The organism is Streptomyces pseudovenezuelae, from assembly GCF_001513955.1.
Lineage (GTDB): Bacteria > Actinomycetota > Actinomycetes > Streptomycetales > Streptomycetaceae > Streptomyces > Streptomyces pseudovenezuelae.
In genome coordinates, this window is record NZ_KQ948148.1 from 380,532 (window position 1) to 394,245 (window position 13,714).

At 69.2% G+C, this 13,714-nt stretch carries 11 protein-coding genes, 1 tRNA gene and 1 pseudogene; 6 read left to right on the top strand and 7 right to left on the bottom strand.

Translation table 11 applies throughout. The features are described from left to right. Positions 1–45: 45 nt before the first annotated feature. The 3 genes from grpE to AQI94_RS22105 form a co-directional block, all read right to left on the bottom strand. On the bottom strand, positions 46–693 hold the full coding sequence (grpE, locus tag AQI94_RS22095; protein WP_031057349.1) for a nucleotide exchange factor GrpE: 648 nt from the start codon (positions 691–693) through the stop codon (positions 46–48). Beyond that, positions 690–2,534, bottom strand: coding sequence for a molecular chaperone DnaK (gene dnaK / locus AQI94_RS22100; RefSeq protein WP_031057350.1), 1,845 nt, complete (start codon positions 2,532–2,534; stop codon positions 690–692). Before dnaK ends, grpE begins: the two co-directional genes overlap by 4 nt. A 94-nt stretch (positions 2,535–2,628) precedes the next feature. Further along, on the bottom strand, positions 2,629–3,648 hold the full coding sequence (locus tag AQI94_RS22105) for an MraY family glycosyltransferase (RefSeq protein WP_031057353.1): 1,020 nt from the start codon (positions 3,646–3,648) through the stop codon (positions 2,629–2,631). A gap of 195 nt (positions 3,649–3,843) precedes the next feature. Between AQI94_RS22105 and AQI94_RS22110 the strand changes: the two genes are divergently transcribed. Continuing rightward, the gene (locus AQI94_RS22110; RefSeq protein WP_031057354.1) at positions 3,844–6,126 is read left to right on the top strand and encodes a heterodisulfide reductase-related iron-sulfur binding cluster; all 2,283 of its coding nucleotides are present in this window, start codon (positions 3,844–3,846) and stop codon (positions 6,124–6,126) included. Between the two features lie 70 nt (positions 6,127–6,196). On the opposite strand, the gene AQI94_RS22115 is transcribed toward AQI94_RS22110, so the two are convergent. Next, on the bottom strand, positions 6,197–6,691 hold the full coding sequence (locus AQI94_RS22115; RefSeq protein WP_031057356.1) for a nucleotidyltransferase domain-containing protein: 495 nt from the start codon (positions 6,689–6,691) through the stop codon (positions 6,197–6,199). Positions 6,692–6,808: 117 nt separating this feature from the next. On the opposite strand from AQI94_RS22115, the gene AQI94_RS22120 reads away from it, so the two are divergent. The 3 genes from AQI94_RS22120 (at position 6,809) to AQI94_RS22130 (ending at position 9,628) form a co-directional block, all read left to right on the top strand. Further along, positions 6,809–8,101 carry an FG-GAP repeat domain-containing protein gene (locus AQI94_RS22120; protein ID WP_051832812.1) on the top strand — a complete coding sequence of 431 codons (1,293 nt, stop codon included), beginning with the start codon at positions 6,809–6,811 and terminating at the stop codon, positions 8,099–8,101. Between the two features lie 69 nt (positions 8,102–8,170). After that, the gene (locus AQI94_RS22125) at positions 8,171–9,127 is read left to right on the top strand and encodes a Yip1 family protein (RefSeq protein ID WP_078902923.1); all 957 of its coding nucleotides are present in this window, start codon (positions 8,171–8,173) and stop codon (positions 9,125–9,127) included. Positions 9,128–9,217: 90 nt separating this feature from the next. Then, positions 9,218–9,628, top strand: coding sequence for an NUDIX hydrolase (locus AQI94_RS22130; protein WP_031057362.1), 411 nt, complete (start codon positions 9,218–9,220; stop codon positions 9,626–9,628). A gap of 52 nt (positions 9,629–9,680) precedes the next feature. Here the strand turns inward: AQI94_RS22130 and AQI94_RS22135 are convergent, their stop codons facing one another. Continuing rightward, the gene (locus AQI94_RS22135; RefSeq protein ID WP_031057364.1) at positions 9,681–10,196 is read right to left on the bottom strand and encodes a phosphoribosyltransferase; all 516 of its coding nucleotides are present in this window, start codon (positions 10,194–10,196) and stop codon (positions 9,681–9,683) included. Next, complete coding sequence (dcd, locus tag AQI94_RS22140) at positions 10,193–10,768, bottom strand: dCTP deaminase (protein ID WP_031057367.1); 576 nt, start codon at positions 10,766–10,768, stop codon at positions 10,193–10,195. Before dcd ends, AQI94_RS22135 begins: the two co-directional genes overlap by 4 nt. A 525-nt stretch (positions 10,769–11,293) precedes the next feature. Between dcd and AQI94_RS22145 the strand changes: the two genes are divergently transcribed. After that, positions 11,294–11,367 (top strand) — tRNA-Gly (locus AQI94_RS22145). A gap of 49 nt (positions 11,368–11,416) precedes the next feature. On the opposite strand, the pseudogene AQI94_RS42995 reads toward AQI94_RS22145, so the two are convergent. Next, positions 11,417–11,549 (bottom strand): annotated as a pseudogene (locus tag AQI94_RS42995) (flavoprotein); the annotation flags it as partial. A gap of 335 nt (positions 11,550–11,884) precedes the next feature. Here AQI94_RS42995 and AQI94_RS22150 point away from each other — a divergent pair. Next, positions 11,885–13,594: an RICIN domain-containing protein gene (locus AQI94_RS22150; RefSeq protein ID WP_031057371.1), complete on the top strand. Its 1,710-nt coding sequence runs from the start codon at positions 11,885–11,887 to the stop codon at positions 13,592–13,594. Positions 13,595–13,714 lie beyond the last annotated feature (120 nt).

Below are 13,714 nucleotides of genomic sequence, written 5' to 3' on the forward strand. Positions count from 1 at the left end.
CCTCGACGCGCCCCCTTTCCGGTGTCCCGATGGTTCTCTTCGACCTCAGCCCTCCTCAGGGCCGTTGTCCTTGTCGTCGCCGGCCTCGGACCCGTCCTCGGCCTTGACCGCCTGCGCGCCCGGCTGCGGTTCGGCCACGGCCACCCGCGCGGGGCGGATGGTGCGCTCGCCGATGCGATACCCGGGCTGCAGGATCGCCACGCACGTCGTCTCGGTGACGTCCGGTGCGTAACTGTGCATCAGGGCCTCGTGGATCGTCGGGTCGAAGGGCTCGCCCTCCTTGCCGAACTGCTGCAGGCCCATCTTCGCCGCGACGGTCTCCAGGGACTCCGCGACGGACTTGAACCCGCCGAGAAGCTCACCGTGTTCGCGCGCGCGGCCGATGTCGTCGAGCGTGGGCAGGAGCTCGGTCAGGAGGTTCGCGATGGCGATCTCCTTGACCGTGATCCGGTCCCGCTCCACCCGGCGGCGGTAGTTCTGGAACTCGGCCTGGAGCCGCTGGAGGTCCGCGGTGCGCTCGTCGAGCGCCTTGCGCGACTGGTCCAGCTGGGCCGTCAGACCGGCGATCTGCGCTGTTGCGTCCCCGGCCGGGGCCGCCCCTTCCTGGGGGGCGGCCTTCGGCTCGGCGTCGTCGGGGGTGGCGCCGGAGGGGACGTCGGGCTTCTCGTCGAAGCCCGGGGTCTCCTCCGTCACGCGGCACCGTCCTTGCGCTCGTCGTCCACGATCTCGGCGTCCACGACGTCGTCGTCCGCCTTGGCCTGGGAGGCACCGGCGTCCTCGCCGTCGGCGGCCTGTCCGGCCTGGGCGTCGGCGTACATGGCCTGGCCGACCTTCTGGGAGACCGCGGCGACCTTCTCGGTCGCGGTGCGGATCTCCGCGGTGTCCTCGCCCTTGAGCGCGGCCTTCAGCTCCTCGACGGCGGACTCGACCTCGGTCTTGACCTCACCGGGGACCTTGTCCTCGTTGTCCTTGAGGAACTTCTCCGTCTGGTAGACGAGCTGCTCGCCCTGGTTGCGGGTCTCGGCGGCCTCGCGGCGGCGGTGGTCCTCCTCCGCGTACTGCTCGGCCTCCTGGCGCATCCGGTCGACCTCGTCCTTCGGCAGCGAGGAGCCGCCGGTGACGGTCATCTTCTGCTCCTTGCCCGTGCCCAGGTCCTTCGCGGTCACGTGCATGATGCCGTTGGCGTCGATGTCGAAGGCGACCTCGATCTGCGGGACACCGCGCGGGGCCGGCGGCAGACCGGTCAGCTCGAACATCCCGAGCTTCTTGTTGTACGCCGCGATCTCGCGCTCGCCCTGGTAGACCTGGATCTGCACGGAGGGCTGGTTGTCCTCGGCGGTGGTGAAGATCTCGGACCGCTTGGTCGGGATCGTCGTGTTCCGCTCGATGAGCTTGGTCATGATGCCGCCCTTGGTCTCGATGCCGAGGGACAGCGGGGTCACGTCGAGGAGCAGGACGTCCTTGACCTCACCCTTGAGGACACCGGCCTGCAGGGCGGCGCCGATGGCGACGACCTCGTCCGGGTTGACGCCCTTGTTGGCGTCCTTGCCGCCGGTGAGCTCCTTGACGAGCTCGGCCACGGCGGGCATACGGGTGGAGCCACCGACGAGGACGACGTGGTCGATCTCGTTGATGGAGACGCCGGCGTCCTTCATGACGTTGAAGAACGGGGTCTTGCAGCGCTCCAGCAGGTCCGCGGTCAGCTGCTGGAACTGGGCCCGGGTGAGCTTCTCGTCCAGGTGCAGCGGGCCCTCGGCGGAGGCCGTGATGTAGGGCAGGTTGATCGAGGTCTCGGTGGAGCTGGACAGCTCGATCTTGGCCTTCTCGGCCGCCTCGCGCAGACGCTGCAGCGCCATCTTGTCCTTGGCGAGGTCCACGCCGTGACCGGACTTGAACTGCTGCACCAGGTAGTCGACGACGCGCTGGTCCCAGTCGTCACCACCGAGGTGGTTGTCACCGTTGGTGGCCTTCACCTCGACGACGCCGTCGCCGATCTCCAGCAGGGACACGTCGAAGGTGCCGCCGCCGAGGTCGAAGACGAGGATCGTCTGGTCGTCCTTGTCGAGGCCGTACGCGAGCGCGGCCGCGGTGGGCTCGTTGACGATGCGCAGGACGTTCAGGCCCGCGATCTCGCCGGCCTCCTTGGTCGCCTGGCGCTCGGAGTCGTTGAAGTACGCCGGGACGGTGATGACCGCGTCGGTCACCTTCTCGCCCAGGTAGGACTCGGCGTCCCGCTTCAGCTTCTGCAGGATGAAGGCGGACATCTGCTGCGGGTTGAAGGGCTTCCCGTCCAGCTCCGTCTTCCAGTCGGTGCCCATGTGACGCTTCACCGAACGGATGGTCCGGTCCACGTTGGTGACCGCCTGGCGCTTGGCCACCTCGCCGACCAGCACTTCGCCGTTCTTCGCGAAGGCGACGACGGACGGCGTGGTCCTGGCACCCTCGGCGTTGGTGATGACGGTGGGCTCGCCGCCTTCGAGAACGCTGACGACGGAGTTAGTCGTGCCCAGGTCGATGCCGACCGCACGTGCCATGGTTGATTCCTCCAGCTGACTTGAGTGGAACAGGCTCAAGTGTGCACGACACCTCCCGCCCGGTCAACAGACCTGAGTCGTGCGGGCTCAACTCTTATCCGTTCCTTACACGCAACTGGGCTCTGACCTGCGTCGATACCGGACGAGGGGCACTGTGGGCTTTGACACGAAGGAGTGCGAGGACGACGACCAGGGCGCCCCCGGCGACCCAGAGTGCGCCGGTCGCGGCGATCCACCCGAGGTGCACCAGGACGCCGACGAGTACCCCGCCGAAGGCCGCGGCACCGAGGACGACACACGCCCCCTGCACGGTGAGCCCGAGCCGCCGCAGCCGGTGGGCGAGATGGTCGGGGGCGGCCCGCAGCAGCGGCCGCCCGGACAGCCCCCGGGCCAGGACGACGAGCACGACGTCGGCGCTCACCACCGCCGTCAGCGCGAACAACACCCCCGCGCCGGAGCCGAGTTCCTGCCCCGCGCGGGTCGTCACGGCCGCGGAGGCGAGCACGAACCCGGTGAACAGCGAGCCGCACGCGCCGAGTCCCGCGCGCGCGGGATGCCAGTTGTGCATCAGGAACCCGGTCAGCGCGGCGGCCAGCACGCTCAGCAGCACGGCGAGCCCGTCCATCACCTCGGCCGCCGCACAGGCCCCCGCCCCGAAGGCGGTGACCACGCCGACGGTCCCGGCGAGCCCGTCGGCGTGGTCCAGCGCCTTGAACCCGAGGGCGACGAAGACGATCCAGCCTGCCGCGAGCAGCCCGGCGGCCACCCCGGTCTCCTCGTACGGCACGACACACGCCGCCGCCACGGCCGTACCGCCCACGAGGAACCGCGCCTTGACCCGCCGTACGTCGGCGACGAGCCCGAGGAGGGCCACGCCGGCCCCGGCGACGAGCAGCCGCCCGACCTCGGGTCCGAGCGGGGTGACGCCCCGCCAGTCGCCGACGACCGCCACCCCGCAGGTGGCGGTCACCATCGCCACCCCGCCGGACAGCGGCATCGGCCGCCGCCATCGCCGGTCGACGATCCCGAGGCGCAGGGCGGCCGCTCGCAGCACGGCGGTGAGCACGGCGGCGAGGAGCAGGGCGGAGGTGGCGGCGAGGATCCCGTAGAGCACGAGCCTAAATTAGCGCCGTATGTACCAATTCATCACGAATAACACGATCGGGTTTTAAGGTAACCCTCAGCGATTCAGATCACCCCGTGCCCGGCTACAGTGCGGCGGAGGATGGGGGTAGTCTCAGACGGACTGCATAAGTTACCGCTTAGTAATCTCGCTCGTAGAACCCTCGCAGGCCCGAGGAGCCCCGAAATGCAACTCGCCGCGATCATCGTGTCGCTGGTTCTGATCGTGGTCGGCGTGGCCCTGTTCGCCCGCGCCCTCCTTCAGATCTACACCTTCATGCGGCTCGGTCAGGACGTGCCAGCGGGCACCCGCACCGACGCACCCGGCCGGCGCACCGTCACCGTGGCCAAGGAGTTCCTCGGCCACACCCGGATGAACCGCTGGGGCATCGTCGGTGTCGCGCACTGGTTCGTGGCGGTGGGCTTCTTCACCCTTCTGCTGACGATCGTGAACGCCGTCGGCCAGTTGTTCCAGGCCGACTGGATCCTGCCGGTCATCGGCGACTGGGCGCCGTACAACGTCTTCGTCGAGTTCATCGGCACCATGACGGTCCTCGGCATCCTGGTCCTCATCGCCATCCGGCAGCTGAGCCACCCGCGCAATCCGGGCCGCAAGTCCCGCTTCGCCGGCTCCAACTTCGGCCAGGCGTACTTCGTCGAGACCGTCATCCTCGTCGTCGGCGTCTGCATCTTCATGCTGCACGCGCTGGAAGGCGCCCAGCACCACGTGGACGGCTACGAGGCCTCGTTCTTCATCTCGTACCCGGTGGTGCACTGGCTCGGGGGCATGGACGTCTCCACGCTCCAGAACCTCACCTACTTCTTCGCCGGCCTGAAGATCGCCACCTCGTTCATCTGGATGATCGTGGTCGCCCTCAAGACCGACATGGGTGTGGCCTGGCACCGTTTCCTCGCGTTCCCGAACATCTGGTTCAAGCGGAACGCGACGGGTGAGACCTCGCTCGGCGCGCTGCTCCCGATGACCTCCGGCGGCAAGCCGATCGACTTCACCGACCCCGGTGACGACGACGTCTTCGGCGTCTCCCAGGTCGAGCAGTTCTCCTGGAAGGGCCTGCTGGACTTCTCCACCTGCACCGAGTGCGGCCGCTGCCAGTCGCAGTGCCCCGCCTGGAACACCGGCAAGCCGCTCTCCCCCAAGCTCCTGATCATGTCCCTGCGCGACCACGCGCACGCCAAGGCGCCCTACCTGCTCGCGGGTGGCGGCAAGACCATGGAGGGCGAGGAGAAGGCGTCCCAGGAGCAGCTGGCCGCAGTGCCGGCGGCGGCTCTGGCGGAGGCCGAGCGCCCGCTGATCGGCACGCTCGAGGACAACGGCGTCATCGACCCGGACGTCCTGTGGTCCTGCACCACGTGCGGTGCCTGCGTCGAGCAGTGCCCGGTGGACATCGAGCACGTCGACCACATCGTCGACATGCGCCGCTACCAGGTGATGATCGAGAGCGCGTTCCCGTCCGAGGCGGGCACGATGCTCAAGAACCTGGAGAAGAAGGGCAACCCCTGGGGCCTGGCCAAGAAGCAGCGCCTGGAGTGGCTCAAGGAGGTCGAGTTCGAGGTCCCGGTCGTCGGCCAGGACATCGAGGACCTCACCGAGGTCGAGTACCTGTACTGGGTCGGCTGCGCCGGCGCCCTGGAGGACCGGGCCAAGAAGACCACCAAGGCGTTCGCCGAACTCCTCCACATCGCGGGCGTCAAGTTCGCGATCATGGGCGGCGACGAGAAGTGCACCGGTGACTCCGCCCGCCGCCTCGGCAACGAGCCCCTGTTCCAGGAGCTCGGCATGGAGAACGTCATGGCACTGAACATGGCGTTCGGCGAGGAGCTGGACGACGACGGCAAGGTCGTGGCCGAGTCCGCGAAGCCGAAGTCGGCCAAGAAGATCGTCGCCACCTGCCCGCACTGCCTCAACACGATCGGCAACGAGTACCCGCAGCTCGGCGGCGACTACGAGGTCATCCACCACACCCAGCTGCTGCAGCACCTCGTCGACGAGGGCAAGCTGGTCCCGGTGACGCCGGTCGAGGGCATCATCACCTACCACGACCCGTGCTACCTGGGCCGTCACAACAAGATCTACACGCCCCCGCGCGAGATCATCGCGAACGTGCCCGGCCTGCGGAACGAGGAGATGCACCGCCACAAGGAGCGCGGCTTCTGCTGCGGTGCCGGTGGCGCGCGGATGTGGATGGAGGAGCGGATCGGCAAGCGCATCAACAACGAGCGCGTCGACGAAGCCCTCTCCCTCAACCCCGACATCGTCTCGACGGCCTGCCCGTTCTGCCTGGTCATGCTGACCGACTCGGTCAACGGCAAGAAGAACGACGGCAAGGCCAAGGAGTCCATCCAGGTCGTCGACGTAGCCCAGCTGCTGCTGGAGTCCGTCAAGACCCCGGGCGACCCGCAGGACTCGGCGGAGACGGAGAGCGCTCCGGAGCCGGAGCCGGTGAAGTAGCGGTCGCGGCAGTGCCGTTCGGAGCCCTCAGGTCCCACCGGGCCTGGGGGCTCCGCGCCTTTCCCCGCGCTCAGAAGTGGGTGGCGATCCCGAACACCCACCGGAGCTGAGCCATGTCGTGCCGGTCACGCTCCGAGGGCTCGTACCCCTGGTGGAAGAAGACCTGCTGCTCGGCGGAGAGACACGGAACGGCCGTCCCGCCGACGGTCCCGGTCACGAAGGCGGAGGCCGGGTACACGAAGGGCCGCCCCGCCTCCCCGGACGCCTGCACGGCGGAACCGTCCCGGGCGAAGACCAGCGGGTGCAGATCGATCTCCCGTCCGCCGGGAGCGGTGACCACGAACCGCACCGGGCGCAGGTCGAGGCTCTCCACGAACCCCGCCCCGGCCAGAGCCGCCACGACGGCCGGCTCCTGCTCCTGCCGGTGCATCAGATCCAGGTCACGGTGGTCCCTGGTCCGCCTGCCCACCAACGCGTCGATCCCCCACCCGCCCCCGACCCAGACCTCCGCCCCGGCCCGCCGCAGCAGGTCCAGGACACGCACCACCTCGTCGGCGTCCACCACTTCACTCCAGGGGTCGTACGGGACTGTCGCCACCTGTCGAACACGTGCATCATTGCCGGGTCGTTGTCGATGATGCTGACGAGGTGAGCGGTGCGCGTGCGGATCGTGCGGAGACACGTGACGGGTCCGGCGCTCTCGGGCGGCACCGTGCTCACCGCCCTCGCCGCCACTCTCCTCCTCGCCGCCTGCGGCCCCGCCCAGCACACCGGATCGGAGGATCCCGCCCCGGTACGGGCCGCCGGCGCCCCGGCCCTTCTCCCCGTCCCGAAGGGCAAGGGCAGCAGCACCCCGGACGACTTCAACGGCGACGGCCACCGCGACCTCGTCCTCGGCGACCTGGTCAAGGAGCAGGCGCACGCCGACGACCCCGGCATCGGCGTCGTCTACGGCAGCGAGCGCGGACTCGTCCCGGGCACCCGGCAGTTGATCGCCCCGGACCGGCAGGGCGCGGCCACCGACGGCCAACTCCCCGCGCTGTTCGACGCGGAGGCCACCTGCGACCTGGACAAGGACGGCTTCACGGACCTCGTCGTCTCCACCGACCCGCCCTACGACGGTCAGGGCCGGCCACCGGTCCCGCTCCAGATCCTCTTCGGCTCCCCGACCGGCCTGGCCGGCAGGGCCGTTCACCTCACCGTCCCGCCCGCCGCCCGTGTCGGCAACGACTGGCCCGACCAGCCGGTCTGCGGCGACTTCGACGGCGACGGCGCACAGGACCTCGTCCTGCACGCCACCGGCGGTCATCTCACCTACCTGCGCGGCCCGTTCACCCGCAAGGGCACTCCGCGCAGGGCAGGCGCTCCGCTCCGGTCGCCCGGTGAGGTCCCCACCGGCCCGGCCGCCGACGTCGACCGCGACGGCTACGACGACCTGATCGTCCGTACGACCCAGGGCACCGGCCCCTCCGCCGTGGTCCTCGGCGGCCCGGCGGGTCCGACCCGCACCGGCGCCGTCCTGCCGTCCGGCATCGACGTGGCCCTCGGCTCCTTCGGCCGCGGCAAGGCCCTGGACGCGGCCGTCGGCGCCATGGGCGGAACGTCTCTGCGCTACGACCTCCCGACCGCGGCGCAGGGCTCCCTGGCCTCCCCCGGCTCGGTCCTGGACGCCGCCGACCTCGACGGCGACGGCCTGAGCGAACTGGTCTCCAGCGGCTCGCGCCTGCGCGTCTTCCAGGGCCGTACGACAGGCCCGTCCACCACGGCGACGGTCACCGTCGAACCTCCCGCCACCGGGACCACCCGGGTCGTCGCGGTCGGCGACTTCGACGGCGACGGCCGGGCGGACCTGGCGGTGCGGACGTACCGGAGCGAGACGAAGGACACCGTCGCGGTCTTCCCCGGCACGAAGAAGGGTCTCGTGAGCGCCGAGCCGGCGGTCACGTTCTCGACCTCCGCGTTCCTCAGCCGCTGACGGGACCGGGTGCCGCCGGGAATGCCGTACGCGAACCCCGTAGGGGACGGATGTGACCTCCCTTAAGGGATGTCACAGCTCGGCAGCAAAGCCGTCCCCGAAACGCCGGGCCGCACACGTCACTCCCCAGGACCAGGTACGTTCGAAGACGTGGCTGGATTCAGGATCGGACGCGGCCGGGACAACGGCGCTCCTCACACGCGACCGCAACAACCTCCGTACGGGCAGCAGGCGCCCCAGGGACAGCCGTACGGCTATCCCCCCGCGCCCCAGCCCCACCCGGGCCAGTGGACCCAGGGAGGCAGCGGGGGTTACGACGAGCCGGAGTACTTCGGCGACGGCTCCGGCGCCCCGCAGCCGCAGGGCGGCCATGACCCGTACGCGGCGAACAACCCGGGCCACACCCAGGCGTTCTCGGTCGGTGAGGACCCCTACAACCAGGGCGGCACCTACCGCGCGGGTTCGGCCCCGGCCGGTCCGGTGGGCCCCCGGCTGCACTGGAAGGAACTCCTGAAGGGCATCCTGCTCTCCCCCAAGCAGACCTTCCTGCAGATGCGGGACTACACGATGTGGGGCCCGGCCCTCGTCGTGACCTTCCTGTACGGCCTGCTCGCGGTCTTCGGCTTCGAGGGCGCCCGAAAGGACGCGATCAACGCCACCCTGTCGAACGCGATCCCGATCGTCCTGATCACGGCCGTCGCCATGGTGCTGTCCGCCTTCGTCCTCGGCGTGGTCACCCACGCCCTGGCCCGCCAGCTCGGCGGCGACGGCGCGTGGCAGCCCACGGTCGGCCTCTCCATGCTGATCATGTCGCTGACCGACGCCCCCCGGCTGGTCGTGGCCATGTTCTTCGGCGGCGACGCGTCCTTCGTCCAGCTCCTCGGCTGGGCCACCTGGGTGGCCGCCGGCGCTCTGCTCACGCTGATGGTCAGCCGCAGCCACGACCTCCCCTGGCCGAAGGCGCTCGGTGCGTCGGCGATCCAGCTGATCGCCCTGCTGTCGATCGTGAAGCTGGGCACCTTCTAGCCCCGCACCCGCACGAGAAGGGGCTCCCGGTCCTCCCGGGGGCCCCTTCCGCTGTCCCGGAAGGCCAGATCCCCGCTACGGTCCCGGGGCATGACGAGGAGTGACAAGGGTGTGCCGGAGAAGGTGGCGTGGGTCCTGGTCCGGGGCAACCGGGTGCTGGTGACGCGCAGTCACGGCAGGGACCGCTTCTACTTCCCGGGCGGTCATCGCGAGCCGGGCGAGTCCGACAGCGAGACCCTGGTGCGGGAGATCGCCGAGGAGCTGCGGGCGCGGATCGACCCCGCTTCCATGGTGCACTTCGGCACCTTCGAGATCGGCGAGGGGCATCCGGAGCACGGCCCCTTCCGGATGATCTGCTACACCGCCGATCACCGCGGTGAGCTGACCCCGTCGCGGGAGATCGCCGAGAAGGCGTGGTTCCGCCACACCGACCGGAACCGCGTCTCGGCCGTCGACGAGCTGGTCCTCACGGCGCTGCACGAGTCCGGGTGGCTCACCTGACCCCACGACGGGAGCCGCGCGCGCCGGCCCACGGGAGAGCTGAGAACCCCCCTCAGACCGCCTCGCGGTTCTCCTTGGGCGCCTGTCCGGACCTGTGTACGGGAGGCAAAACACTCCACGGGAAGTTGATCCAGTCGTCCGTGCGCTTCCAGACGTACTCGCACTTCACCAGGGACTGCGGCTTCTCGTAGATGACCGCGGAGCGGACCTCGGCCACGGCGTCGAGGCAGAAGTCGCGGACCAGTTTGAGCGTCTTGCCGGTGTCGGCGACGTCGTCGGTGATCAGGACCTTCTTGTCGGAGAAGTCGATGGCGTTGGGGACGGGGGCCAGCATGACCGGCATCTCCAGGGTGGTCCCCACGCCGGTGTAGAACTCGACGTTCACCAGGTGGATGTTCTTGCAGTCGAGGGCGTACGCGAGACCGCCGGCGACGAAGACGCCGCCGCGGGCGATGGAGAGCACGACGTCGGGCTCGTAGCCGTCGTCGGCGATGGTCTGCGCGAGTTCGCGCACGGCGGTGCCGAAGGCCTCGTAGGTGAGGTTCTCCCGCTCGTCCCCGGCGCTCATACCTGGGTCCGGTGGAAGTTGAGGAAGGACCGGGAGGCGGTGGGGCCGCGCTGGCCCTGGTAGCGGGAGCCGTAGCGCTCACTGCCGTAGGGGAAGTCGGCCGGCGAGGAGAGCCGGAACATGCACAGCTGGCCGATCTTCATGCCCGGCCAGAGCTTGATGGGGAGCGTGGCCAGGTTGGAGAGTTCGAGGGTCACGTGCCCGCTGAAGCCGGGGTCGATGAAGCCGGCCGTGGAGTGGGTGACGAGTCCGAGCCGGCCGAGGGAGGACTTGCCCTCCAGGCGGGAGGCGAGGTCGTCGGGGAGCGTGATGACCTCGTACGTGGAGGCGAGGACGAACTCCCCGGGGTGCAGGATGAACGGCTCGTCGCCCTCCGGCTCCACGAGCCGGGTGAGGTCGGCCTGCTCGACCGCGGGGTCGATGTGGGGGTAGCGGTGGTTCTCGAACACCCGGAAGAAGCGATCGAGGCGCACGTCGATGCTGGACGGCTGCACCATGGATTCGTCGTAGGGATCGATCCGTACCCGCCCGGCGTCGATCTCGGCCCGGATGTCCTTGTCTGAGAGAAGCACGCCCCGAGGATACGCAAGGCGCGCGGACCGACCACAACCGGACGGACCCGCGCGCCTGGCACCGATCTCTACTGCTGCTCTCTACTGCTTCTCTCTAGTGCTTCTCCAAGGTCACCGGAACGACGCTGCGAAGCCGGGCACAGCGAGGACACCGGACGAGTCGTCCGGGGCCGAGGCGCTCGGCCTGCTGCATCGGGAACGAAGCGGTGCTGAACACGTGCCCTTCGGCACAACGGACGACGGTGCGCTCCATCAAGTCCTAGAGTCCCTTCCCCAAGAGGCGCGTCCGGCTGCTGCTTGCCTGACGACAAAAGCCACATTACGGGATGGGCGGGACGGCCCTCCAGGCGGCACTCCGGTCCCGCGCGGACCCTCTTCCACGCCTCCACCGTACGCCCCAACTCCCGCGCCCCGCAGCCCCCGTCCCACCCCGCGAACGCACACGGGCCCCACGGCTTCAGCGCCGGGGGCCCGGTATGAGGTAAGGTGACGTTGCGTTCGGACGGGTTCCATCCGGCGTCTTACGCGGGTGTAGTTTAATGGTAGAACATCAGCTTCCCAAGCTGAGAGCGCGAGTTCGATTCTCGTCACCCGCTCCATAGCCAAGGCCCAGGTCAGCGACCCGGGCCTTTTTGCTGTGCGCGGTGATCATCGGTCAGCACCACCGCCGGCCTTGGGCCGGTGAGTGAGGCTCGTACGAGCCGACCAGCACGCCCATCTCGCGCAGCTCGCCCGGACTCCGGCGGTACGCGGGGTGGGCGACCTGGGCCGAGTTCACGTACATGCCGTTGGGCTTCTCGTCGGGCGGCCACGTGCTCCGCAGCGAACGAGAAGCGGTCAAGGCGAAAAAATCTGTGGATCTTCGCGGCAACCTATTTCGGCCTGTCGGACCACTAAGCGCTGTCCGGCCAAGTGGTCCGGTCAGATGCAACGGCTGAAAGAGAGAGCACAGGCATGTCCCCGGAACCAGAGCACAGACATGTCCCAGGCCCACCCACGTCACCGGTGGCGCCCCGCGTCGGCGGCCACCGTGCCGACGGCGGCGCGCGCGGTGACCGCCCGAAGCATCGTGGCCGTCGGTTGCTCGCGCGTCGGGGTCTCTGGGCGGGTCTCGCCATGGTGGTCGTGGCCGGCTCGGCTGTCGTGGTCAACCAGGCTTCGGCGGACCAGAGAACCGTGGATCTGAAGAAGTGGTACGTGCTGGTCAACCGCAACAGCGGCAAGGTGCTGGACGACCGCGGCTCCGCCAAGAACGACGGCGCGGCGGTGGTGCAGTGGAGCCGTCACGGCGGGGCCAACCAGCAGTGGCGGTTCGTCGACTCGGGTGACGGGTACTACCGGCTGCAGAACCGGACCTCCGGCAAGGTGCTGGACGACTTCGGCTGGTCGAGGACCGCCGGCTCCGCCATGGTGCAGTGGAAAGACCTGAACGCCACCAACCAGCAGTTCAAACTGGCCAAGTCGTCGGACGGCTACGTGCGTTTGGTCAATCGCTTCAGTGGCATGGCTGTCGGTGTCAAGACCGCCGCCAAAGCCAACGGGGGCGACGTCGTCCAGAACCGCGACCGTGGCGGTGCCAACCAGCAGTGGAAGCTCGTCGCGGCCGGTGGCGTCGCCGGCGGCACCGGGAACCCGGGGAACTCCGGCAGCACGCCCACGCCTGGCGGCAGCACTCCGGCCAGCCCGGCTCCGAGCGGCAGCGCTCCGGCGTCGCCGCCGACGTCTCCGACCCCCACCAACGGCAGCTCGACGCCACGTTTCATGGGCAGCGACAAGGTGTTCATCGGCGGTTCGATGACTGACACCTCGGCGAACGCCGCGCCCTTCGACGTGCGCTACGCCTACATACACAGCCAGCCCGCGCCTTCCTCGGCCGCCTATACGGCATCGCGTTGCAAGGATGAGTGGTCGGGCTGGTGGGGCTGCTGGGGCGGCAACACCACCGCGCCCGGCAATCAGGTGACCTGGCAGGACGCCCAGGCGGCCAAGGCCACCTACGAGGGCAAGCCGCGACCGCAGAAGTACCTGTGGACCTGGTACTCGTTGCGCGACCTCGGGGACGCGGCAGGCGAGGGCGACGGCCCGGGCGAGGTCAAGGCCATCAACAGGCTCGACCTGCTCACCCGGTACCTGAACGACTACCGGTTCTTCCTCCAGAAGATCGGGAATTCCCACGACATGATCGACCTGGAGCCCGACTTCTGGGGCTTCGCCCGGTCGCTCGGCAATCTGCACCAGGTTCCCTCGCAGGTCTCGGGCGCCAACCCGACGGACTGTGGATCGCAGGAGAACAGCGCCGCCGGACTCGCCCAGTGCCTGATCTCGATGGCACACAAGTACGCGCCGAACACCTCCGTGGGGCTGCACCTCTCCTGCTTCGACTGGGAGAGCAACCTCCAGAAGTGCGTCAAGGACTACGCGGACCTCGGGGCGAAGAACGCCGACTTCCTGGTCACCGATGTGTCGGACCGCGACGCGGGCTGGTACGCACAGCCGGCCCACGGCAGCCGTGACACCTTCTGGACCGACCAGAAGGCCGCCGCCTCGCTGAAGTTCTGGGAGACGATGGCCGAGTCCGTGGGCAAGCCGGTGGTCCTGTGGCAGATCCCCGTGGGCAACATGGCGGGGAACAACACTCCCGGCCACTTCAAGGACGACAAGGTGGACTGGCTCTTCGGCCACATGGACCAGGTGGCGAACGCCCACATCGCCGGCCTGCTGTTCGGTGCGGGGTGGACGGAGCAGACGACGCCCGAGACCGACGGCGGAAACCTGATCCGCAAGACGATCGCGTATCACAACTCGGGTGGTACACGACTCAAGTAGGCGAAGCCGGCGAATGCGCCCCCATCTCTTCGATGGGGGCGCATTTCGTCGTCTGCGTCGGGCTGAGGACTTCTCCGGAAGGGGACGAGCGTGCTGACCGGTGACGGCGGGGAAGCCGAG